The organism is Dactylosporangium sp. McL0621, from assembly GCF_049995355.1.
In the GTDB taxonomy this organism is placed as follows: domain Bacteria; phylum Actinomycetota; class Actinomycetes; order Mycobacteriales; family Micromonosporaceae; genus Dactylosporangium.
Genome location: NZ_CP188259.1, coordinates 8,293,077 through 8,315,769, shown reverse-complemented (window position 1 = coordinate 8,315,769; position 22,693 = coordinate 8,293,077). Strand labels below are relative to the sequence as shown.

Genomic DNA, 22,693 nt, shown 5'->3' with positions numbered 1-22,693 from the left:
GCCTCGACCGCGTGCTTCGCGGCGCCGAGCTCGACGCCGCGTTCGCCCCGGCCGAGCGCACCGGCCCACCCGGCGGCCGCTACGCCAACGAGCTGTTCACCGCCGGCGCCGGGATGATGACGGTGTACCGCCCGGTCCGCGGACCCCGCGCGACCGGCCGCATCGAGGTCGTCGAGCTGCCACCGGCCGACCTCGCCGTCACCGTGCATCCGGGTGGCCACGGCGACATCGACGTCACATACGGCCGGTTGGGGTCATGGGTGGTGGAGCACGCCCTGGCCGTCGACGGCCCGGTCGACGAGATGTACGTGGTCGGCCCCCGCGACACCCCGACCGCGGCCGACTGGTGCACCGAGATCGGCTGGCCGGTGTTCCGCCTCACCCCGGAGCGGTGACAAGGCTCGTGGGCCCTTGGCTGGACCCTGCCACCACCGCCAGCAGTGCGGTGACCGGCCGGTCAGCGGGCGTGTGTCTACGCCGGCGCCGTACCGTGTCCGCGTTTGTCTCCGAGCGCGCCGCACACATCCACATGGGCGCCTGAAATCCATTCGGCGATCGGCGCGCCGGACGGCAGGATGGCCGCTTATGGGGAACCGGGCCAATTACGTCGTCATCGAGCGGGGCGAGACGTCCCTGGGCTGGTCGCGGTGGGGCGCCACGCGTATCGTGGCCGACCTCCTCGCCGGCCCTGAGGCGGCGACCGCGGCGTTGCGACCGTCGGAGCCGTCCGAATTCCCGCCGCCGAACACCGCCGAGGCGCTGCAGTGGACGGGCATCACGCCGGTCGACGAGCTCATGACCGACGTCTACTGCGAGGGCGCCGCCCTGATCGACCACGACCGGCGGGTGCTGCTCGCCTTCGAGCAGCCCGACGACTACGCCACGTTCGTCGACGGGCTCGCCGGGCTGGTCGAGGCGTGGCCGGGCTGGCACGTGCGGTGGGCGTTCGACGGGGTGCTCGACATCGCCGCGTACCTCGGCCAGGACCGCACCCCGCTCCGCGAGCAGGCGCCCGACCAGAGTCTGCTCGCGGACCGGCCGGCGCCGTTCCACGGCCCGGACGACCTCCGCCCGGACCGACCCGACCACTGGTACGAGGGCGTGCTGAGCATCCGGCGCCCCGACGGCTCGCTGGAGCTGTACCTGGCCGCGGACGACCAGACAGCGATCGCCTACACCACCGCGGCGAAGGTCGAGGCGCTGGCATCCGGGTTCGCCCATCTGGAGCGACCGGAGCTCCCGCGCTGGGGCCTGCATCTCGACCAGGCCGCCCGCGCCGGCGCGCTGTGGTGCATCGACCGGCTCCAGGGCGCCCTCATCGATCTGTCGCCGACGTGGCCCGGCTGGACCTGGACGTTTTGGGGCGCCGACGTGCGTAAGCAGCTCGACGCCTGCGCCGGCGCGCTTCGCGTGCCGCCGCTGCCGGCCCGCCTGCGCCACCTGAACACCGTCGGCCTGTAGACGGGGCACCGGCCGTGGCTCCTCGGTGATACCAACTGCGCCGCGTCCGGCCAGCGGCAAATCCACTACAGCTGCGAGGCGCCGCCGTCGACGGTCAGCTCGGCGCCCGTAGTGTAGGTGGCATCGAACGCCAGAAACAGCACCGCCCTTGCTACCTCGACCGGGTCTCCCATGCGGCCCATCGGGTTGCGGGCAACAAACTCCGTCTCTAGCCGCTCCGCCGCGTCCGCCGGCATCGAGCGCCGCAGGATGCCGGTGTCGATCGGGCCCGGGCTGACCGCGTTGACCCGGACCTTCCGGTCGAGCAGCTCGTGGGCCAGGCTGCGGGTCATCGAGCGCAGCGCGGCCTTGCTGGCGGCATATGCGCTGCTCATCGGCAGGCCCTTCACATTGGCGACCGACGTGGTGAACACGACGCCGCTGCCCTCGGTCAGCATCGGGGCGAGCCGCTGCACGGTGAAGTACGGTCCCTTGGCGTTCACCGCGAACAACTCCTCGTACACCCCCGCGGTCATCTGCTCGAACGGCAGATTGTGAGTCACCCCGGCGTTGACGAACAGGGCGTCGACCGTACCGAACTCGGCCTTCACCCGAGCGGCGAGCGCGTCGATGTCGGCCGACGAGGCCGCATCGCTGCGCACCGCCAGGACATTCCCGCCGAGCCGCTCGCGGGCGGCGCCGAGCCGGTCCGGGTCACGCCCGGTGACCAGCACCCGGGCGCCGCCGTCGGCCAGAAGCCGCGCCGTGGCGAACCCGAAACCGCTGGTTCCACCGGTGATCACAACGTTCTTGCCCGCATAGTTGCCCATGCGCCCCACTCAAGCCCGCGCCGGCCTCGCCGTCCAAGACCTGTCCGGCAACCCGCCATACCATCGAGGCATGACGAGGATGCCCGACATCGACCTGCGACTGGTCCGCTATTTCACCGTCGTGGCAGAGTACGGGAACTTCGGCCGGGCCGCCGCCGCGCTACATGTGGCGCAGCCGTCGTTAAGTCGGCAGATCCGGCGCTTGGAGGACCAGCTCGGCGCACGATTGATCGACCGCACCCCGCAGGGCAGCAGCCTCACCGAGGCCGGCCAGGCGTTCCTGACCGAGGCGAAATCCCTGCTGCACACTGCCCACCAGGCCATTCTCGCCGCCCGCGACACCGGCCCGGCCCTGACGATCGGCCACGTCGGCGACCTCGTCGTCACCCCGATCGTGCTGGAACTGCGCCAACGCTTCCCGGCCGCCGTCATCCGCACCCGCCACCTGACCTGGCAGCAGGCCCACGCCCTGGTGGACGGCCGGGTGGACGCGCTGATCACCCGCCTCCCCCCTGTCGTTGCCCGCAGACGGCCTCCAGGTGGACGTCCTCTACGACGAGCCGCGAGTGGCGGTGCTGCCCGCGTTTCACCCGCTGGCCGGTCGCGCCTCGCTCACTGCCGGCGACCTGGCCGACGAGGACCTCGTCGCGTGCACAAGCAGCCCGACCATGTGGAGCACGCCGCCCGGGCCGGAGGACACCTTCGAGGACAAGCTCGAGCTCATCGCGAGCGGGGCGGTCGCGGTCCTGCCCGCCGGCGACCGCCGCAGCACGCTGCACCCGGGCGTCGCCACCATCCCGATCACGGGCATCGAACCGTGCCAGGTCGTAGCAGTAACCCGCGCGGGCGACCGGAGCAGCCTGATCGCCGCCTTCAAGAACGCGGCGCGCGCCTGGGGTGCCAACCCCGAAGGAGAACACCGGGCCCGGACGGCCTGAACCAATTCCTGTCATTCGCCGGCCGCGGAAGACGGTTACCTCGACCTGCTCGGAAGTTGTAGCGACGTTCGGAGCAACGATGCAGGAGCGGGCATGGGGCGGCTTGCCCGTACCCCTACTCTTGGCGGGATGATCAGCACCGAGGAATCCGTGCCGCGCGCGTCGCCGGCCGGGACCCCGCGCCGCCGCCGGTGGTTGACCGTGCTGCTGTGGCTGCTCATCGCGCCGTTCGCGGTATGGGCGGCGGGGCGGGTGTTCGGTCTGGAGCGCGGCTACCCGACCATCCAGCTCATCGCCTTCACCCCGTATGTCGCGGTGGTCGCCTTGGTGCCGCTGGCGCTGGCGGTGCTGACGAAACGGGTCTGGCCGGCGGTCGCGGCGGCCGGGGTGGTGGTCGCCTTGGCCGCGTGTGTCCTGCCGCGCTGGATCGCTGACGCCGACGCCGGAGTTCCCGCAGGGCCGACCCTGCGGGTGATGACCGTCAACATGCTCTACGGCCAGGCCGAACCCGGGCAGATCGTGCGGCTCGTCCGCGACGGCGCCGTTGACCTGCTCGCCGTGCAGGAATACACCGCGCAAGGGCGTGCGGCACTGCGCGCGGCCGGGTTGGAGGAGACGCTGCCCAACGCGGTCGCCTATCCGCGGGCCGATGCGGGCGGTTCGGCGGTCTACAGCCGCTTCCCGCTCACGGAACAAGGGTACCGGCAGCTCGCCGGCGGCTTCATGCAGGCGCACGCCAGAGTGCAGGTGCCGGGCGCCCCGGAGGTGTACGTCGAGTCGGCGCATCCGTGCGCCCCTATGGGCCGCGCGTCGGACGCCTGCTGGGTGGCCGATCTCGCGGCGCAGCCGGCGGCGATCCCAGGCGGGCCGGTCAGCCTGCTCATGGGCGATTTCAACTCGACGCTGGACCACAAGGCGTTCCGCCGGGTCGTGGCGAAGGGGTACCACGACGCCGCCGACCTCGCCGGTGCCGGGCTCGCCACGTCGTGGCCCTACGACAACCGGTGGTACTTCCCGAGTGTGACGCTCGACCACATCCTCGCCGACAAGCGCGTCGGCGTGCGGAAGGTAGTGATCCATCGCGTCGCCGGGAGCGACCACCGGGCCGTGTTCGCCGAACTGGTGCTCCCGACGGCCGGCGGCTGACCCGTTCGGAGGGGCAGCTCATCGAGCCTGTTGAGGGCCGCGCCTGAGCTCACCCCGCTCAAATCGCGGCTGCCTATCCAGGCCATCCTGACGGAGTAACCCCCTGGGCATCGCCCGCCGATCGACGCGACCCGAGCATTGACGTGATCAGGTGCGCGCTCGGCGGCACGACGGGACGCCTCGGCCTCGCCGAGGCTGGTCACAGCTGGTGACCAGGTCGAGCCGCCACCGCGCCCCAACGCTGAGTTGTGCGGTTCCCCACCCGCCGAGCCACCCTCGTCGATCTTGCAATTGTGGTGGGGCGGTCGTGGTGATCGGTCGCATTCCGTACCCAACGATGCGGATGGGAATACCTTGATCTATACGGTCACGCTGTGATGTATCGAGTCCGTTCCACGATCGGCTTCCTGCTCGGCGTCGTCTGTCTGGGCGTCGCGCTCTTCGCGCTCGTCCAGCTGGTCCGGGGCGGTTCCTGCGCATCCGGAGGCAACTACGTCTCGGCCCGGCAGTGCCCACCGGGGACGGGCAAATGGGCGTTCATCCTGCCCCTCGCCATCATCGGCGGCCTCGCGAGCTTCATCCTGGGCCGGCTACGGTTCGGGCAGCCGGTGCCGGTCCCGCCGCCGCACCCGCACCCCTTCGGCAACGCGGGTGGGGGAACACCGCCATTCCGCGCGCTTGTGAGGATCAACGACGGGCAGTCGTTTGCGGCCGGGTCCGGCGCCGCGCAGCCCGCCCCGGCGACGGACCCGCTCGTCAGGTTGAGCATGCTGCAGTCGCTGCGGGACTCCGGTGCGCTGTCGCCAGCCGAGTACGAACAGGCGAAGGCGAAGATTCTGGCCGAAATGCAGGCATCATCCGGGCGCGCCCGACCCGCGCTGTTCCGCACACGAGTGTCATCGACGCCGGCAAACGGAGCGAGTAACCGGACCCTACGTACGTCGCCCGCACACGCAGACAGCGGCATGGGCGCGGCCTCGACGCTCGCGACGACCTTCGCGAGCGTAGGGGCTCCGCAGCCGGCCATTGGCGTGACGCAAAGCACTGGAACGTTTCGGCGATAGCCGCCCTCCTCCCAACAGAAACGTTGGAGAGGAGTCGCGGTGACCACGACAACAGCGATGCCGGTCGTCGAAGGCGTCCGGCACAGTATTGTCCAGGCCGGTGGCCTGAACTTCCACGTCGCCGAGGCCGGTGACGGCACCCCCGTGCTGATGCTGCATGGGTTCCCACAACACTGGTATGCCTGGCGGAAAGTAGTTCCGCTGCTGCCCGGATGCCGGCTCATCTGCCCCGACCTGCGCGGTTTCGGCTGGTCGGACGCGCCGCGACGGGGCTACGACGTGAGCACGCTGGCCGGCGACATGCTCGCGCTGATGGATGCCCTGGCGCTGGAGCGGGTGTACTTGGTCGGGCACGACTGGGGCGCAAAAGTCGGTTTCCGGCTCTGCATGAGCCAGCCGGACCGCTTCATCGGGTTCGTCGCGCTCAACACGTTGCATCCGCGGCCAGCGCGTGGACCGCTGATTCGGCACGCGTGGCGGCAGTGGTACACGGCGTTGATCGAATATCCCGGCGTCGGCGCCTGGATGCTGCGGCGCCCCGGGCTGGTGCGGTTCCTGCTGCGCCGGGCCGTGACCGACCCTCGACTGTGGCGCGACGACGAACTGGCCGCCTTCGCCGAGGTGCTCAGCCAACCCGAACGGGCCCGCGCCGGGCAGGCGCTGCACTGGCAGTACGTCATACGGGAGATTCCCCGGCTGCTGCGCCACAGCGTGCCCGAGCGGCCGCTGACCGTACCGACGACATTGCTGTTCGGCGCCGAGGACGTCACGCTGTCGCCGGCGCAGTTGGCCGGCGCTGAGGGCCTGCGCGTTCAGGTGGTCGCCGGCTGCGGGCATCATCTGCCCGACGAGCGTCCGGAGCTGGTCGCCCAAGCGGTTCGCGGGATGCTCGAAATTCGCACTACGTACGACGGGCAGTGACCCGGGCGGCGAGGCGGTCGGCGGCGCGCCGGTTGGCCAGCCCGGCCAGCACGGGTACCAACGCGGCACGGCCCGGCACTCGTATGCCTCCGGTGAGAGCCACGAGCGTACCGGCCGGGTCCGGCCGTGCCGCCATACCGATCAACAGGAACCTGCTCTGCATCCAGCACCAGCCCGGCCGCAGCAGCACGTCGAAGCGGGCCCGCATCCCCCACCGGCTGCGGGCCACCGCCTCCAGCCGCTCACCGTCGCGGCGGGTGATCCGGACACGGTGCAGATCGGGCTGGAAGCGGCCAAGTTCGCCTTCCAGGTCACTCATCACCGCCCACACGTCGTCGAACGGCGCCCCCACGATCCGGCTGGCAACCCGCGCTCCCGGGATCGCCGCCGCCAGCACGGTCAACCGGCGTACCGGGTCGAGCTCGGCCACCGGCCATACGTCGGTCATGATGTCCACGCCCTTCGAAAGCTGGCCCGGGCGCGATGCAGGCGGGACTTCACGGTGCCCGCGGGCACGTCCAGAATCCGCGCCACCTCCGCCTCGTCAAGGCCTTCCAGGTCGCGCAGGACAAGCGCCGCTCGATGTTCGGGCGACAGCCGGTCGAGCACGTCACGGATGTCGGCCGGCAGCTGCGGATCGCCCGGGGCAGGCAGTTCATCCAGCTCGGTCGGGATGCCACGGGCCTGCTGCCGCGCCACCCGCACCGCTTCGCGTACCGCGATCGCCCGCACCCAGCCATAAAGGGCCTCCGGCTCACGCAGCGTCCGCAGGCCCCGGAACACCGCGATCAGCGCCTCCTGGGCCGCGTCAGCCCCGCCGTCCAACGCGATCGGGCCGCAGATGCGGCCGACATACCCAGCAAGGTGATCAAGCAGATCACTCATCGCCAGCACATCACCGCCCAGCGCAGCGCGCGCCAGCGCCACCCCGCGATCCCGTTCCACAGCCTGAAGCCTGCCACAGCACCCATCTCCGACTGCTACACCGGTCCCCCGCAGCGAGAGCCCGCTCATCGGCTAGATCCGTGCGCGAATTCCAACCGTGACCGTACGGGTCGCGGCCCGCTCTTCAACCCCGACGGCGCGCAACCACGGCAACAAGCCGCGTCCGGAAGACGCCGTGGACTCGGATCAGATTATCGAGGTGGGCCTGGTCCGGCCACGCCAGCGCACCGGACCCGGTCTGGCGGCTGCTGGAGGAGCAGCCGGGGCGTTGGCTCCTCGTGGTCGACAACGCCGACGACGACTAACTGCTCGCTCCGGCCGGCGGCCGGGTGTCCGACGGCACGGGCTGGGTCCGCCGATCGCTTTCCGGGCGCGGAATAGTCCTGGTCACCCGGCGGAGCGGTGAGCCTCGCGTTCACGCCGGCCGGCCAGTTGCACCTGGTGCACGGCGACGACGGACGTCGACACCGAACCGAGCAGAACGCCGACGAGCCCGAAAATCGCCTCAGCCGCCATGTCCTGATTCTGAAGCAAGGCGAAGAGTCCGATGCCGAGGGTGCCGCTGGGCGCGGAAGACGTACAGGCGGAGCATCAGGAACCGCCCGGCGCCGGCGAGTCCGGAGGCGCTGAGGTAAGCAGCCTGCTCCCAGCACATACCGACGGATGGCTGCACCGCGTGCAGTACGAGGATGACGGCCGAGGTGAGCATGTAGGCGGCCGCGGCCGAGCCGGCGGCTTGCAGGTGCTGATGCCATTGCGCGCGCCGACGAGCGCCGAAGGTGAACCGCGCGTGGAGTTCGGTGCCCAGCAGGGTGGACACGACGGTGATCAGCGCGTTCGCGGTCACCCATGGCATGAGCGTGGCCGTCAGCGGCACCGCAGCACTGGAAGCGAGCCCGACACCACCGCCGATCAGAACGAACTTGGCGAACGAGGCGAATGGGCTCCGGGTGGCCGGCTTCGTCGATCGTAGCGACGCGATCGGCTCGCCTTCGCGCTCCACACCAGAACGGCGGCGAGCGGGCTTCAGCATCGGCCGTACGGTCGAGGCGGAGCAACGTCTTGGACCGGCCGGCCCGCGCCGGCGTGGCCGGCAACCCGCGCCGGTGCCGGTCAGCCCCACCGCGCCGGCCGTCTGCTCGCTCATGACAGTTCTCCTCGCGACGACGGCGGAGGTCGGCGCGGGAGTGTCGAACGTCTGCATCGTGCCCTCCATCGAGCGTCGCCATCCGGTCTCGGCGGCCCGTACGTCCGCCGGCAAACTGACCATGGCCGACGCCGCTGACACCGCCTTATCAGCGCGCTGACAGGCACGGGGGACCCGCGTCAGCGCAACGGCAGCAGCACGGATCGGCGCCGGCTTCATCAAGCCGCGCGCGTCGACGGCCGCCTCCGCGGAATCCCGCACAGCACCTGCGGAAAGCTGACCGGCGAGTCGTCAGCGAGTAGCGTTGATGCGCGCCACCCGAAGCTGCCCGGCCCGCACCGACGGCACCCGCGAGCGATGGCTACTCACAAGATCAGCAGCCCCCTAGGCACCGGCACCCGGGATGAATGCGATACGCATCGTGACGGGCTCGACCGCCATCGCCGCCCGCTGAGGGCCCATTTGAAGCGATCGCCACGTCGGGGACGGGAAACGTGGCGTTGGTGGACATCGGTCAACGGTCAAGTTGCTGCCGACATAGTACGAGTCGGTTCTGGGCCTCGTGAGTGGCCGGATGGTCCGGACCGCATACCCGGACCAGGTCACCGAGGACGGCTTCGAACTCGGCGACCGCGGACGCCGGGTCGCCGGATTCGGCGCGCCAGAATGCCAGGCTGCTTCGGGTGCTCAGAGTTTCAGGATGATCGGCTCCGAGGACGCGTATCCGATCGGAGAGCACTTCCTGGAACGCCTGGACGGCGGCACCTGGATCGCCGGCATCGCCTAGCAGGGTGGCGAGGTTTGCCCGGTTCCACAGCGTGTCGGGATGGTCGGCTCCGAGGACTCGTACTCGATCGGAGAGCAGGCGGGCGAAGGCGACGGCCGCACCAGAGAGGTCACCGGCCCGTTGCCGCCAGTACGCGAGATTGCCGCGTCCGGTCAGGGTTTGCGGATGATCCACACCCATCACGCGTGCGAAGTCGGCTGCGAGTGCCTCGAACTCGTTGACCGCCTTGCCGACATCGCCGGCCTCGCCGCGCCACGAGGCGAGATTGCCGCGGGTTGCCAGGGTGTCGGGGTGATCGGACCCGAGTATGCGCAACTGGTCGTCGAGCAGCTCCTCAAATCCGAGGACGGCACCGGCGACGTCGCCGCCTTCCCCGATCATCGACGCCAGGTTGCTGCGACTGCGCATCGTGATGGGATGGTCCGGCCCCAGCACTGCGATCTGGTCCGGGACCAGCGTCCGGTAGGCGGCGACCGCGCCCGGCACGTCGCCTGCGACTCCGCGCCATCTGGCCAGGCTGCCGCGGATGGTCAGCGTCCGGTAGCTCTGTGGGCCCAGCACGCGGCTGTAGTCATCGACCAGTGCTTCGAACTCGGCGACCGCCCCGGCGGGATCGCCGGCGCGGGCGCGCGAGTGGGCGATGTTGTTGCGGGTCGAGAGGGTCTCGCCGTGGTCGGCACCGAGAATCCGTACCTGGTCGGCGAGTAACGCCCGGTTGGCCTCGATCGCACCGCGTAGATCACCCGCTTCGCCACGCCAGCGTGCGAGGTTGCTGCGGGCCGCCAGGACGTCAGGATCATCGGGTCCAAGGCTTCCAACCAGATCCGCGACAAGTACCTCGGCGTCCGCCGCGGCACCTGCGGCGTCTCCGGACTCACCACGCCAGCGAACCGAGTACGCGCGGCTCAGTAGGGTGTCACGGTGGCCGGCGCCGAGCCGCCAGGATGCGTCGGTGGTCAGTTGGTCAAAGTAGGCGGTCGCAGCCTGGAGCAGTCCAGCGCTGCCGAGGCTGTAGCCTGCCTGCACGAGCACGGTGTGCGCTTCGGTCGTCCACAGACTGCCCTCGGCGTGGCTTCGCAAGGCGTCTACATTGGACCGCAGGGACTGCGCCAGCGCGACATCCCGGTCGATCTCGGGCCAGATTTCGACTATCCCGTCGGCCGCTGCACGGGCCGCGCGTGCGAGGAGGTCGGGCGAGGTCTGGTCCCGCATCGACCGCTGCACCAAAGCGTGAACCCGCACACTGCGGGTGTTGCCGGTCGCGTCCTCGTCCAAGACCACCAGATTGAGCCGAACCAGGCAGGCGATCGCGTCGCGCGTCACGCCTGCTGTGACCGGCTCCGCCGTTGAGGCGTTCGGCTGGACAGCCGTCAGGAAGTCCACCGTTGCCCGTGCCGACATCAGCTCGATCGGAACGCCGTTTGGATTCAGCAGGCTGAGGAGTACCGACAGCGGGCGGGCCAGCCCTCGCGGTGCCAACTGATCGGCGGCCTCCACCGACAGGGTCAACGCGATGGCGCTGGGTCGTGAGTAGTCATCCGGCAGTGAGGCGGACACGAGGGCTGCGAACGCGTTGTGCTGGTCGGAGAAGCGAACGCGGTACTCCGCGCAGGTCAGGTCACCGTCGAAGATGTAGGCGACGGCCTGGGCAAGAGCCAGGGGAAGGTAGCCCAGATCCGCGGCCAGATCGTCGGCCTCATCGAGCCGGGCCGGGTCCTCGGCAAACTGCTCGGCCAGGTAGGCGCGGGCCTCCCAGGGGGTGAACAACCCGACCGGCAGCACCACTCCATGGCTGCGCAATGATGCGTCCCGGCGCCGGGTGGTCACAATGACCTGGCCACCCTGGGTTGCCGGAGGCCACCATCCGTCCAAATCGGATGGGTCCGCCAGGTCGTCGAGGACGACCAGCCAGCGGGCCGTCGCAACGCCGAGATAGGCCAGAAATGCGGCGGCGCCATACGCCGGATCAGCCTGGTCGACCCCGGTGATCTCGGCTCCGATCTGGGCGTAGCCCGTCACGATCGCACTGCGACTCTGGGCGTTGATCCACACAAGGATGTCCAACTGCGCATTGTCGCGCAGGCGCCGTGCTACGGCCGCCGCCAGTTGAGTCTTGCCTACCCCGCCCAAGCCCGAGAGAATCTGTGCCGATGAGCCGGTGAGAATGGCCGTACCGCGGGCCGCCAACGCGGCGTCCAGGTCGGCGGCCACCGTGCGCTGCTGGAAACAGGCCGCTCCGTTGGGTACAGGGCCTACAGCATGGCGAACCATACGCCTCAACGGCGCCTGTCCCCGCAGTCGCTGGACGAACGCCGCTCCGGGCATCCGACCGTCGCGCACGTCCTCCACCTGGATCTCGTCGAGACCAAGAATGATGTCGCCGCGTAGACGCAGCGGCAGAACGGGCTTGCCCGCGCGCTGAGCCAGGTCCACCTCACGAGCCACCCATCTCGACACCGCGGCCGCTGGCGACATCACGACCAGCAACGCAGAGCACGATGTGACCCGCTCCCGGAGCACCTGCTCCCAGCGCTCTCCTGTCGGGATCTCATCATCGGCCCACACATCCACCCCGGACCGGGCCAGCGAGCCGACCAGTCGATGCACATAATCACGATCAGAGTGCGCGTAGCTGACGAATATGTATCCACCATCAGACATCACTCGCCACACCTCCGGAGCGCGGTGCCCTCGACTGCGAGCCCGCCTCCAGCATGGGCAGTGTTCGTCGAATTGACCACCAGCATGAAGCCTTCTGGGGCAGACGGTAGGCATCGGGTCCAAGCCGATCACTGTCGGCGCGACGCGTATGGGACACGGGCATGCGGAGCGGCCGGCGAACGCGCGGCACGCGCATCAGCGGGAGTTGGCCGCCGGTGCGCCGGCGATGGCTTGGCGGCACCCGGACCATCGACCTTGACGCATCCCCGTATGGTGGCCTTGCCGCATCGCGGTCCGTCGACTCGACCAGGAAAGTCGCCCGGCCTAGGGAGGTGCTGTGAAGTTCGACGACGTGTTCTGGTACATCGTCATATTCCTGTTCCTTTTCAGCGGCAGTATCGCCGGGTTCGTCCAGCACCTCCAGTCCCGCCGGCACAGGTTCAAACTGGCGATGGTCAAGGAGAAGGTCAAGTTGGAGCAGGCGAAGGCCAAGCTGGCTGAGGAGCAGAACCGGCAGGCCGCGTTGGACGTGCGCAAGGCCGAGTTGGAGATCGAACGCTATGACCGGCGGATACCGGGCGTGCTATCGGTCCCACTGACCGACAACGGCGTGGAAGAGGTGCCGTAGCCGAATCTCGGCGGTCCCCGGTCTTCGCGCACGGGGTATCCGCACATCGGCACGAGCGCTCACGAGATCAAGCGCGACGCGGCGTACGCCGAGTCGACCGGGAACGCCGAGACCTTCGAAGCCGCGCTACTGGCGCGTCGGAGGGAGAGCCCGAGGGTTCTGTCTCCGCGGCCAACGGGCAGGGGCTTCGACTTCGCCGACGACAAGCAGAGCCCCGCCCCGCAGCGGTATATCCCTGGCCACGGTGACCAAAACCCCCAGGCGGACACGGCCCGGCCGGCGTTGACGGGGGTGCCTCCCTTGACACTTTCCCGCGCGGGACATAGCGTGCCGTCAAACTAACAGGAAACTTAACAGTTTCGCTGGAGGAAGCCGTGCATCGATCCCCGCGCGACCTGCTGCTCGCCTCGGCCGTGGCCGTCGCGACCGTCACCACCGGCGCCGCCTGGCTGCTGGCGCCCTCTCCGGCCAACGCCGCGGTGAGCCTCGCCGACGTCGTGCCCGTGCCGGTGTCGGCGCAGCCCGCGGCCGGCGTGACCTACACATTGCCGTCGAACGCCGCGATCCAGACCGCGGCCGGCGCCGCCGACGCCGGCAACTACCTCGCCGGCATCCTCCGCCCGTCGACCGGCTACGCACTGCCGGTGTCCACCACGACCGGTACGCCGACGAGCGGCATTGCCCTGCTGCTGTCCGGCGCCGACCCGAGCGTGGGCGCCGAGGGCTACCAGCTCGACGTGACCGCCGCCGTCGTCACGCTTCGCGCGCAGACGGCGGCCGGGCTGTTCCACGGGGTGCAGACGCTGCGGCAGCTGCTGCCGGCGACGGTCGAGGCGCGTACCGTCCAGAGTGGACCGTGGACGGTCGCGGGTGGCCGGATCGTCGACTACCCGCGGTACGCGTACCGCGGCGCGATGCTCGACGTGTCGCGGCATTTCTTCGCCCCGGACGTGGTGAAGCGGTACATCGACGACATCTCGCAGTACAAGATCAATATTTTGCATCTCCACCTCTCCGACGACCAGGGCTGGCGCATCGTGATCGACGCCTGGCCGCAGCTGGCGACCGTGGGCGGCAGCACCCAGGTGGGCGGCGGCGCGGGCGGCTACTACACCAAGGCCCAGTACTCCGACCTGGTCTCCTACGCGGCGTCGCGGCAGATCACCATCGTGCCCGAGATCGACATGCCCGGCCACGTGAACGCCGCGCTCGCCTCCTACGCGCAGCTCAACTGCAACAACACGGCCCCGCCGCTGTACACCGGCACGAGCGTCGGCTTCAGCTCGCTGTGCGTCAGCAAGGAGGTCACCTACACGTTCGTGCAGCAGGTGCTCAGCGAGCTCGCCGCCATCACCCCCGGGCCGTACCTGCACGTCGGCGGCGACGAGGCGTCGAGCACGCCGGCGGCGGACTACACCGCGTTCATGAACCGCGTGCAGCCCTTCGTCGGCGCGGCCGGCAAGACCGTCATCGGCTGGCACCAGATCGGTCAGGCCGACCACACGGCGAACCGTGTCGCGCAGTACTGGGGAACGTCCACATCGGACGCGGACCTGAGCGCAGCGGTGGCCAAGGGGGACAAGATCCTGCTGTCGCCGGCCAACAAGGCGTACCTCGACATGAAGTACACCAGCTCGACCCCGCTCGGCCAGACGTGGGCCGGCCTGATCGAGGTGCAGACCGCCTACAACTGGGACCCGGGCGCCTACCTCTCCGGCGTACCGGCCGGAGCGATCCTCGGCGTCGAGGCTCCACTGTGGACCGAAACGATCACCAAGCTGGCCGACATCGAGTTCATGGCGTTCCCGCGGCTGCCGGCGCTGGCCGAGCTGGCGTGGTCGCCGCAGTCGGCACGCAACTGGGACACGTTCAAGGTGCGGCTCGGCGCGCAGGGTCCACGGTGGACGGTGCAGGGAATCAACTACTACAGCTCGCCGCAGGTCCCGTGGGGCACGCCGCCGACGACGCGCGGCGCGTACACCCAGATCCAGGCCGAGAGCTACAACGCCCAGACCGGGACGCAGACCGAGACCACCACCGACACCGGCGGCGGCCAGAACGTCGGCTACATCACCCCCGGCGACACGCTCGCCTACGACCTCGACTTCGGCGCCGCGTCGCCGGCCTCGGTCACGACCCGGCTGGCCTCGGGCGCGTCGAGCGGCACGATCCAGTACCGCCTGGACTCCGCCACCGGCCCGGTCATCGCCAGTGTCCCGGTCGCGTCCACCGGCGGCTGGCAGACCTGGACCAGCACCACCACCAACCTGACGGGCGCGGCCACCGGCGTCCACACGGTGTTCCTCACCTTCACCGGTACCGCGGGCACCGACTTCGTCAACCTCAACTGGCTGCAGTTCAACGCCGGCGGCGGACTGCCCAACGCGTACAGCGTGCGGCAGGCGGAGAGCTTCGGAAGCCAGTCCGGCACCCAGACCGAGACCACCACCGACACCGGCGGCGGCCAGAACGTCGGCTACATCACCCCCGGCGACTGGCTCGGCTACACCAACGTGGACTTCGGCACCCCGACCGCGGCGTCGGTGACCACGCGACTGGCCTCCGGCGCGTCGAGCGGCACGATCCAGTACCGCCTGGACTCGAACACCGGCCCGGTCATCGCCAGTGTCCCGGTCGCGTCCACCGGTGGCTGGCAGACCTGGACCAGCACCACCACCAACCTGACGGGCGCGGCCACCGGCGTCCACGCGGTGTTCCTCACCTTCACCGGTACCGCGGGCACCGACTTCGTCAACCTCAACTGGTTCCAGTTCAACCGGTAGCGCCTGTCGTAGAGCACTTCGAGGCCGGCGGCGAGCACGCCGCCGGCCTCTTCACGCCGCACACGAACCTGTTCCACGCGATGCCCGGCGCGTCGCCCGGCCGCGGCAGGCCGTGTTGCGGATGGGGCCTCGCGGTGGCCGCCGGCACACGGCGTCGCCCGGCCGGGTGTGCTACGACGCGACCGTTGGCTGTGGGGTCGCCCCGTATCGTGGTTGCCAGCAGTTCCCGAGGCCATCGAGGGCGCTCCCGCCATCGCAGTCTGACGATAGTAGGCTCGAGCGGGCAGCGGGAATGAAGGCGCGATGAGGTCGTGAACGGAAATAGCGTTCGCCTGCTGGTGGCGGTCGTGGCCGCGTGGCTCGTTGCGGCGCTGGGCGGTTTGGCTGCCGTACCGTATGCAGCATTTGTTTGGGTTTTCGTCGCTGTTCTGATCCTGCCGGCGATGGTGGCGTTCTGGGACTCCGAGCACGCGGCGCGACGCGGCCGCCCCCGGCTCGACAGCGGCGCGCTGTTGTTCCTCATCGTCCAGCGCCAGTACCGCCTGGGGTGGCTCATCGTCACTGTGGTGTTGGGCTCGCTCGCGGCGGCGAGCAACATGTTCGGCGGCTTCGCCTCGATCGTCGTGGCCTTCGACGGCGAGTTGGTCCACGCCGCGCTGTTGCGCGCCGACATCCGTGACCGCCCGCGCGACGCCGGCTACGACGAGGAGTGCGTGCTGGCCCGACCGGACGGCCGCCGGATCCCCGGCGCGGTCCCCATGTTCGACGATCGCGAGTGCGAGACGACCCAGGACGTCGTCGTCGACCCGCACGGGCTGGTCGATCCGGTGCCGCAGCGCGACGACCCCGGCTCCGGGGCCGCAGCGGACGCGCTACTGCTCGGCCTGGCGCTCGCCTCCTGCGTTCCGGCGGGCCGCCCGAGGCGAGCGAGCGGGCCGGCCGACGCGGCGGTGCAGAATCCCAGGCCGCCATCCCCACACCCGGGGCGGCGGCGCCGTCGGCTGCGTCGCAAGCGCAGCCGCCGCGGGTAGGCGCGGCCGCTGGCGCTGCGATTGACCAGCCTCACCGGGTCGACCACTGACCGGCAGGGAGCGCGGCGGACGGCCCCGAAGACCGCATCGCACACTCCGCGGCATGAGTGCATAGTGGATCATTGGGGCTGGTTGGAAGCGTCCGGCCCACCAGTCGGCTGGCGGTAGGAACTCCGGCATGAATGTTGAGGGCAGATGTTTACACTGCGGGGTCCAGAGGATCAGGTGATCCCGTCCGAGGAACTTGCGGCCGTCTTTGCTGCGACGGCCGGCGATGGTGGTCCGACGTTCAGTTGGGAGTCGGACGAGGGAAGCGTCGAGTGGGTCATCGTCGGTCTCATCGACGACGAGTGGTGCTACGTGTCGATGTTGGACTCGGTGGATTGGTCTGATCTGTGCGACGCGGATGATGCCGACAACGGCGGGCGGGTGGAGGTCGTCCTCTGTGGATTTTCGTCGTCCGTTCCGCGGGCCGCGATAGTTCCGCGGGCCGCGATAGTTCCGCGGGCCGCCATAGTTCCGCGGCACGTCGGCCTTGCAGCGCTCGGCAGCGCGCCGACCTTCTCGACGGTGTCGCCCAACTACGTGTGGAGACGGCCCCCCCGATAGCGCTCACGCCGGCCACACGCGTCCGAGCTGGAGCGCGATGGCCCACATCCCTGCCCACACGAGCCGGCTCGGCGGTTCGAGATGACCCGTCCACGCCGCCGGGATCCTGCTCATCGCCAATACCTTCGACGACTGCCTGGTCGACGGCGACTGGCCGATCGTCGAGCGCCGCCCCGTCCGCGCTGACGTACCCTGGCCGGTCTACAAAATGAGTATCACGTCGATGGGCGGCTAGGTAGATGTCGACCGGATTTGTCGTATCCGGGCGGTGCTGTTCGTAGCCAGGGTGAGGGGCCGCCAACCAGGGCGGGCGCCGTCACGACTACAGGAGATGCCGACCGATGCAGCACTCACAAGCCAGGGTCCATCGTATGTTCGAGCTCGTCGAGCCGATCGCCGCCGTCACCTTCTCGGAGGTGCCGAACGAGGCGTTCCTGGCCGTCGGCATGCGCAACTACTGGGACGGATACTTCGCGGGCCGGGCCGCGCCCCTGGGGCTGGCGCCGGCCGCGGTGGTGCACGCGGTCTTCTACAACTTCGCCGACGGCGAGGTGGCGCGCCACATCCCGTGGGTGTGGGGGAAGATCACCCCGCGGGAGGCGATCGCCGTGCGTGAGCGGAGCAGCGCTGCCGCGCTGCGGCAGATGATCGGGGAGCTCGCCGACTCCCCGGGGCTGGTGCGGGTGGCCGATCTCGCTACCCGAGCAGCGGTCAGCGCGCCGACTGAGGGTCGCGTCCTGTACGCCGGGCTCCGGGCGCTCGACGTGCCCGACGAGCCGGTGGCCAGGCTCTGGCACGCGGCGACACTGCTGCGGGAGCATCGAGGGGACGGCCACAACGCCATCCTGGTCGCCCACGGCATCGGCGGCACCGCGGCCCACGTCCTGCTCGCTCTCTCCCTCGGAATGAGGCCGGAGGAGTTCGGCCGGGTCCACCACCTGCCCAAGGCGCAGCTGGCCGCGGTCGTTGACGGGCTGCGCGGCCGTGGCCTCGTGGACGCCGCCGGCGGGTTCACCGACGCCGGCCGCGAGACCAGGGAGCGGATCGAGGCCCGCACCGACGAGCTGGCGGCGTCGGCATACGAGGTGCTCAGCGCAAACGAACTCGACGACCTGATAGCAAGGCTCGAGCCGATCGCCGCCGCGGTGAAGGCCGCCGGCGACTGAGTGGGCGCATCATGCGACGGCCGCGAACCCAGCTCGGCATCTCGCGCTCAGCGCCGAGTCGATCATGTTACGTCTCAGGCTCGCAATCGATCCACGCGTGCGCGACATGATCAAGTCCACTCATTTCGGCTCGATCTGCGCACTGGACCTTGCAGCGTGACCGTAGCCGAACCTGATCCGCGCGTGAGGCCGGCCTTTCTGGCTGGCCTGCGCTTCTTGGATCAGAGATCGTCCAGTACGGTCTGCGGTTGTGGGTCTGTTCAACCGTTGTCGCCGGGCTGTGCCGGAGCCGCTGGTGGAGTTTGACACGGACGGCCGGTTGAGCGTCGCGTCGATGGCTTCGGTACGCCGGGCGGCGGAGGCCGGGCACACGGGTGCCGGGGGAATCCTGGGGGCGGCCTTGTGCCAGGCGGGCCGGTACGCCGAAGGGATCCCATGGTTGGAGGGTGCGTGGGCGGCGGGTGACGTGGATGCCGGGTTCAACCTGGGCACGTTCGCGAAGCTGCAGGGCGACCTCAACCGAGCGGAGGCTATCTGGCGGAAGGTGGCTGACACCGCAGCGTCCGGCAGCGCGGATGCGATGCTGGGCCTGGCCCGGCTGGCGTTGGAGCGCGGGGATCGAGGTGAGGCGGCTCGCTGGATCGAGCCGGTGCTCGGCCAGGACGACGGATACCCGGTCACAGCATTGGGTGTGGCATTCCGGGACGACGGAGACCAGTCCACGGCGTTGCGGCTGTTCCATGCCGCCATCGGACGCGGAGATCCGTACGCCATGGAGTACGCGGCCAGGATCTACGACGCCCGCGGGGCGGCGGAGCACGCGGCGGAGCTGCGCGGCCGAGCCGCGGACGTCCGGACGGTCGAGGCCAATCGGCAGTCTCCGGTCCTGGGGCTCTGACGGCCCCGGGTGGCATCCTGGCCCTGCCATCGCCGCTCATCCTTGTTCGTGGATCTTTAAAGGCCGGCACGACTGCGACGCGGCTCCCAGCGAATCTGCTGCTGCGATCGACCGAGTGGGACACCGGATCGTGGAGTCCCGCGACTACGCCGACCACGTGGGCGGCGCCCGCGCCTTCGGGCGGCTGCCGACCCTGGCCGCCGCGCTCACTGCCGCCAACGACGACCGGTAGCCACAGTGCGGGGGCGTCCATGCCGCGACCGGAGGACCGCTCTCCGGCACGGGTCAGAATCGGTGTGACACCTACGGCTTGGCCGACGAGGTGATCGGCGATCCGGCCGGGGCTGCGGAGTCCGGCACCCCCGCGTAGTCGGGCAGCTCGATGCCGTTGATCGCGCGCCCGACCAGCTCGGTGAACCAATCGCCGGCGAAATCGGGGCTCGGCTCGGCGTTGTCGCGGCTGCGGGCGTTCAGCCGGCCGATCTCCTGGTTGGCCTCGACGAACGAGCGCATCCGCGCCTCGTAGCGGGTGAACCCGGCGGCGGGGTCCCACCCGGCGGCGGCCAGTTCACCGGCCAGCACGTAGGCGCCGACCAGGGCCAGCCCGGTGCCCTGCCCGGACATCGGCGACGAGCTGAACGCCGCGTCCCCGAGCAGCCCCACCCGTCCGCTCGACCAGCGGTCCATCACCACCTGGGCGACCTGGTCGAGGTAGAAGTCCGGGGTGTCGTCCAGGTGCGCGAGGATGTCCGGGGTCAACCAGCCCAGGCCGGCCATCCGCTCACGCAGCAGAACCTGCTGGGCCGCGACGTCACGGTAGTCGACGTCGAAGTCAGCGGAGGCGAAGTAGAACATCGCCATCGCCCGGGTAGCGTCCTGGATGGGGCGCAGGAGCGCTGAGCGCCCGGACTCCTGATCCTGGTACTCGAGCAGCCAGCGGTCCAGGCCGAACTCGTTGGGCACGCTGTAGAAGGCCAGCACGTGCCCGAGGTGGCGGAGGAACCGCTCATGCGGCCCGAAGACCATCGCCCGCAGCGCCGAGTGCAGCCCGTCGGCCCCGACCACCAGGTCGAAGCGCCGCTGGTCGCCGCCCGCGAAGGCCACGTCGACCCCGTCCGCGTCCTGGGTGAGTTCGGCGATCCGGTCGCCGAAGATGTACTCGACGCCGTCGCGGGTGTCGTCGTAAAGCACCCTGGACAGGTCGCCGCGCAGGATCTCGATGTCCGCGATGAACCCGTCGCCACCGTCGTCGTCGGCACGGAAGGTCTCCAGCACTTGCCCGTCCGCGTCCACGGTGTGCGCGCCGGCGGTGTCGGTGCAGGCCGCGCGCACCGCCGCGTCCAGACCCATGCGCCCGATGACCTCCTTGGCCACCCCGCGCGCGTCCACCGCCTGCCCGCCGGGACGCAGCTCGGGGGCCCGCTCCACCACGGTCACCTCGGCTCCCCGCCGGTGCAGCCAGTGGGCCAGCGCGGGCCCCGCGATGCTCGCCCCCACCACCAACACCCTGGGACCGCTCACCCGCGTCCCCTGCTCGCCGGTCCGGATGGTGTGCTCCTGCTCGGATTCGTCAACGCTCATCAGTGCCTCCATGTGCTTCCTCCCGCGCTGGAACGTTCCCAGCACAGGCCCACCGCTGTCGAGGGGCGGTCAAGGTACGGCTGCCCGACCAGGGACAGCGATGCGCAAACGCCGCCGGAGGCCCAGTGGACTTCCTCGCGTGCCCGCTCAGAACGTCAACGGCGCACCCGATAGCGCAGGTGAAGCACCCGGTTGCCCTGAATCACCACGTCAGGATCCTCCAGCAGGTGCTGCGCGTGGACCGATCCGAAGTAGCGCTTGCCGGACCCGAACACGACGGGTACGACGTCCATGCGCACCTCGTCGACCAGGCCCGCGGCAAGCACCTGGCCACCGACGTCGCCGGCGGCGACCTCGACCATGCGGTCACCCGCGAGCTCCTGCGCCTTGGCCACGGCGGCCTCGACGCCGTCGACGAAGTGGAACGGCGCCTCGGGGTCCCAGCCCTCGGGCGCCGGCCGGTGCGTCACGACGACCACGTGGTCGATCCCGCCCGGAGGTTTCCCGTCCCAGCCGTCCGTCATGTCGAAGACGTGGCGGCCGACGACTGTCGCCCCGATCTGGTCCCAGTACGGCCGGGTGTAGTCGTAGGACGTCTGCGACACCTTCAACTCGCCGCTCTCGTCCAACGGGACGTCACCGCTGGACAACCACTCGAACAGCGGTCCGGGCTGGTCATTCTCGTCCGCGACGAAGCCGTCCACCGACACCGAGCTGTACATGACCACCTTGCCCACGGAGCTCTCCTCTGCTTTGGGGTGCCCCCAAATTAGCGCGTCGTGAGCTGCCGCTCTTGTAAGAAATCAATCGGCCGGCAGCGGCCAGCCGTCCAGCACGTGGCCGGGATGTTCGCGCAGGAACCGCCGCCGGACTTCGACGTACCGGGTCGGCGTGAGCCCGGTGAACGCCCGGAACTCGTGGCCGAAGTGGGCCTGGTCGAAGTAGCCTGCGCCACCGGCGAGGTCGCCCCAGTCGATCGGTCCGGCGGGGTTGATCGCGAACACGGTGGCGGCGAAGCGGTAGGTGCGGGCCAGCCGCTTCGGCGTGACGCCGATGAGCTCCTTGAACCGCTGTGCCAGATGAGTGCTGCTGACACCGGCCGCCACCCTCAGGTCGCCGATCGCCACCGCCCCGCTGGTCGCCGCGATGACGCTGCTCAGATGGCGGACCAGCCCCAGGCCGGCGGTCTCGCACAGCCGTCGCATCAGCTCCTCCTCGAGCAGCGTCAGCATCTCGTGCGGCCTGTCCGCCGCGGCCAGCCGGTCTCGCAGCTCGGCAACGGCGGGCCGGCCCCAAACCTGCTCTACCGTCACCGGCCGGTCACACAGCTCGGCCGCGGGCATCGGCAGGAACGGCGCCAGCCCCCACGGCTTGATGTGCACGCCGACGGACCGGGTCCGGAGTGGGTAGCCGAACTCCAGCGCGCGGGTGGGCGTCGTGACCACGCAGCCGTCGGCGTACTCGGCCGTCTCGATGTCGGTGCCGCCGCGGATGCGAAACGGCGCCCCGAGGTTGACGATGAGCAACGCCGCCGGCATCGGCGGCAGCGTCAGCCGGGCGTACGGCGGCGCACCCTCCAGGTAGTAAAGGTCGTCGATCAGCCCGTCCAGCGGCGGTCGCGGCACTCTGGACACGTACTCCACGCCCACAGCATCGCCGACGCCCCGCCGGCGTCGCGCGCCGGGTCGGATGCTGATCTGCCGTCGGGCGTCGAGCCGGTCGGATGTAGGAGGACCGGGATGTGCGGCTGGGGTTTCACCGGCAGGCGATGCCGTTGACGCTGAAGTTGCTGGGTGGCGTGTACGGCGTGACGGTGTAGAGGCCGACGCTCACCACCGCGACGCCGCCGGACGGGGCGATCGTCGTGAGCCCGGGCGCCGGGGTGACGGTGGCGGCCGTCCCCACCCGGGTCGCGGTGGCGTTGTACGCGCCGGTGATGCTGATCGTCAGTGGCAGGGTGAACCGGACCGACCAGGGCGTCACCGGGTCCGGCGTCGTGTTCTGCACGATGAAGGTCACCGCGATCGTCGGAAGCGACTGTCCGGCCGCACAACCGCAGAAAATCGCTCGTGCTGAGGGCCGAGAGCGGACGGCGTCCGGACTCCCAACCCTGCACAG

At 70.1% G+C, this 22,693-nt stretch carries 23 protein-coding genes and 1 pseudogene; 13 read left to right on the top strand and 11 right to left on the bottom strand.

Features of this window, described 5'->3' with window-relative positions; genetic code table 11:
* Positions 1-11: 11 nt before the first annotated feature.
* On the top strand, positions 12-395 hold the full coding sequence (locus ACPPVO_RS39340) for a GyrI-like domain-containing protein (RefSeq protein WP_426503648.1): 384 nt from the start codon (positions 12-14) through the stop codon (positions 393-395).
* Between the two features lie 190 nt (positions 396-585).
* Positions 586-1,461 (top strand): hypothetical protein, encoded by an 876-nt coding sequence (locus ACPPVO_RS39335; protein ID WP_426503647.1) that lies wholly within the window; start codon positions 586-588, stop codon positions 1,459-1,461.
* Positions 1,462-1,526: 65 nt separating this feature from the next.
* On the opposite strand, the gene ACPPVO_RS39330 is transcribed toward ACPPVO_RS39335, so the two are convergent.
* The gene (locus ACPPVO_RS39330; RefSeq protein ID WP_426503646.1) at positions 1,527-2,270 is read right to left on the bottom strand and encodes an SDR family oxidoreductase; all 744 of its coding nucleotides are present in this window, start codon (positions 2,268-2,270) and stop codon (positions 1,527-1,529) included.
* Between ACPPVO_RS39330 and ACPPVO_RS39325 the strand changes: the two are divergent.
* A pseudogene (locus ACPPVO_RS39325) lies at positions 2,269-2,484 on the top strand (LysR family transcriptional regulator); the annotation flags it as partial. The gene ACPPVO_RS39330 and the pseudogene ACPPVO_RS39325 sit on opposite strands and share 2 nt — an antisense overlap.
* Here the strand turns inward: ACPPVO_RS39325 and ACPPVO_RS39320 are convergent.
* Positions 2,452-2,736, bottom strand: a complete 285-nt coding sequence (locus ACPPVO_RS39320; RefSeq protein WP_426503645.1) for a hypothetical protein — start codon at positions 2,734-2,736, stop codon at positions 2,452-2,454. The pseudogene ACPPVO_RS39325 and the gene ACPPVO_RS39320 overlap by 33 nt on opposite strands.
* Positions 2,737-2,809: 73 nt before the next feature.
* Between ACPPVO_RS39320 and ACPPVO_RS39315 the strand changes: the two genes are divergently transcribed.
* From ACPPVO_RS39315 to ACPPVO_RS39300, 4 genes are all read left to right on the top strand, one after another.
* On the top strand, positions 2,810-3,208 hold the full coding sequence (locus ACPPVO_RS39315; protein WP_426503644.1) for a hypothetical protein: 399 nt from the start codon (positions 2,810-2,812) through the stop codon (positions 3,206-3,208).
* A gap of 93 nt (positions 3,209-3,301) precedes the next feature.
* Positions 3,302-4,354: an endonuclease/exonuclease/phosphatase family protein gene (locus tag ACPPVO_RS39310; RefSeq protein WP_426503643.1), complete on the top strand. Its 1,053-nt coding sequence runs from the start codon at positions 3,302-3,304 to the stop codon at positions 4,352-4,354.
* A gap of 377 nt (positions 4,355-4,731) precedes the next feature.
* A complete protein-coding gene (locus ACPPVO_RS39305; protein WP_426514782.1) occupies positions 4,732-5,418 on the top strand; it encodes an SHOCT domain-containing protein in 687 nt (228 codons plus the stop codon).
* Positions 5,419-5,457: 39 nt separating this feature from the next.
* The gene (locus ACPPVO_RS39300; RefSeq protein ID WP_426503642.1) at positions 5,458-6,339 is read left to right on the top strand and encodes an alpha/beta fold hydrolase; all 882 of its coding nucleotides are present in this window, start codon (positions 5,458-5,460) and stop codon (positions 6,337-6,339) included.
* Here ACPPVO_RS39300 and ACPPVO_RS39295 read toward each other — a convergent pair.
* The 5 genes from ACPPVO_RS39295 to fxsT all read right to left on the bottom strand — a co-directional run bounded on the left by ACPPVO_RS39295 (position 6,320) and on the right by fxsT (position 11,825).
* A complete protein-coding gene (locus ACPPVO_RS39295; RefSeq protein ID WP_426503641.1) occupies positions 6,320-6,769 on the bottom strand; it encodes an SRPBCC family protein in 450 nt (149 codons plus the stop codon). The genes ACPPVO_RS39300 and ACPPVO_RS39295 overlap by 20 nt on opposite strands.
* Positions 6,770-6,783: 14 nt before the next feature.
* Entirely contained in the window at positions 6,784-7,284 is a 501-nt protein-coding gene (locus tag ACPPVO_RS39290) for an RNA polymerase sigma factor (protein WP_426503640.1), read from the bottom strand.
* Between the two features lie 387 nt (positions 7,285-7,671).
* On the bottom strand, positions 7,672-7,800 hold the full coding sequence (locus tag ACPPVO_RS39285; RefSeq protein ID WP_426503639.1) for a hypothetical protein: 129 nt from the start codon (positions 7,798-7,800) through the stop codon (positions 7,672-7,674).
* A complete protein-coding gene (locus ACPPVO_RS39280; RefSeq protein ID WP_426503638.1) occupies positions 7,790-8,488 on the bottom strand; it encodes a GtrA family protein in 699 nt (232 codons plus the stop codon). Before ACPPVO_RS39280 ends, ACPPVO_RS39285 begins: the two co-directional genes overlap by 11 nt.
* A 457-nt stretch (positions 8,489-8,945) precedes the next feature.
* Complete coding sequence (fxsT, locus tag ACPPVO_RS39275) at positions 8,946-11,825, bottom strand: FxSxx-COOH system tetratricopeptide repeat protein (RefSeq protein ID WP_426503637.1); 2,880 nt, start codon at positions 11,823-11,825, stop codon at positions 8,946-8,948.
* Between the two features lie 391 nt (positions 11,826-12,216).
* Here fxsT and ACPPVO_RS39270 point away from each other — a divergent pair, with 391 nt between their 5' ends.
* The 6 genes from ACPPVO_RS39270 to ACPPVO_RS39245 all read left to right on the top strand — a co-directional run bounded on the left by ACPPVO_RS39270 (position 12,217) and on the right by ACPPVO_RS39245 (position 18,994).
* On the top strand, positions 12,217-12,507 hold the full coding sequence (locus ACPPVO_RS39270; RefSeq protein WP_426503636.1) for a hypothetical protein: 291 nt from the start codon (positions 12,217-12,219) through the stop codon (positions 12,505-12,507).
* A gap of 374 nt (positions 12,508-12,881) precedes the next feature.
* Entirely contained in the window at positions 12,882-15,290 is a 2,409-nt protein-coding gene (locus ACPPVO_RS39265; RefSeq protein ID WP_426503635.1) for a family 20 glycosylhydrolase, read from the top strand.
* Positions 15,291-15,628: 338 nt separating this feature from the next.
* Complete coding sequence (locus ACPPVO_RS39260) at positions 15,629-16,321, top strand: hypothetical protein (RefSeq protein ID WP_426503634.1); 693 nt, start codon at positions 15,629-15,631, stop codon at positions 16,319-16,321.
* 225 nt (positions 16,322-16,546) lie between these two features.
* Entirely contained in the window at positions 16,547-16,930 is a 384-nt protein-coding gene (locus ACPPVO_RS39255) for a hypothetical protein (protein WP_426503633.1), read from the top strand.
* Between the two features lie 371 nt (positions 16,931-17,301).
* The gene (locus tag ACPPVO_RS39250; protein ID WP_426503632.1) at positions 17,302-18,096 is read left to right on the top strand and encodes an SCO6745 family protein; all 795 of its coding nucleotides are present in this window, start codon (positions 17,302-17,304) and stop codon (positions 18,094-18,096) included.
* Between the two features lie 250 nt (positions 18,097-18,346).
* Positions 18,347-18,994, top strand: a complete 648-nt coding sequence (locus ACPPVO_RS39245; protein WP_426503631.1) for a tetratricopeptide repeat protein — start codon at positions 18,347-18,349, stop codon at positions 18,992-18,994.
* Positions 18,995-19,297: 303 nt separating this feature from the next.
* Here ACPPVO_RS39245 and ACPPVO_RS39240 read toward each other — a convergent pair whose 3' ends face one another.
* The 4 genes from ACPPVO_RS39240 to ACPPVO_RS39225 all read right to left on the bottom strand — a co-directional run bounded on the left by ACPPVO_RS39240 (position 19,298) and on the right by ACPPVO_RS39225 (position 22,594).
* Positions 19,298-20,575, bottom strand: a complete 1,278-nt coding sequence (locus ACPPVO_RS39240; protein WP_426503630.1) for an FAD-dependent monooxygenase — start codon at positions 20,573-20,575, stop codon at positions 19,298-19,300.
* A gap of 155 nt (positions 20,576-20,730) precedes the next feature.
* Positions 20,731-21,312, bottom strand: coding sequence for a dihydrofolate reductase family protein (locus ACPPVO_RS39235; RefSeq protein ID WP_426503629.1), 582 nt, complete (start codon positions 21,310-21,312; stop codon positions 20,731-20,733).
* Between the two features lie 66 nt (positions 21,313-21,378).
* Positions 21,379-22,218 (bottom strand): helix-turn-helix domain-containing protein, encoded by an 840-nt coding sequence (locus tag ACPPVO_RS39230; protein WP_426503628.1) that lies wholly within the window; start codon positions 22,216-22,218, stop codon positions 21,379-21,381.
* Between the two features lie 112 nt (positions 22,219-22,330).
* A complete protein-coding gene (locus tag ACPPVO_RS39225) occupies positions 22,331-22,594 on the bottom strand; it encodes a cellulose binding domain-containing protein (RefSeq protein WP_426503627.1) in 264 nt (87 codons plus the stop codon).
* Positions 22,595-22,693 lie beyond the last annotated feature (99 nt).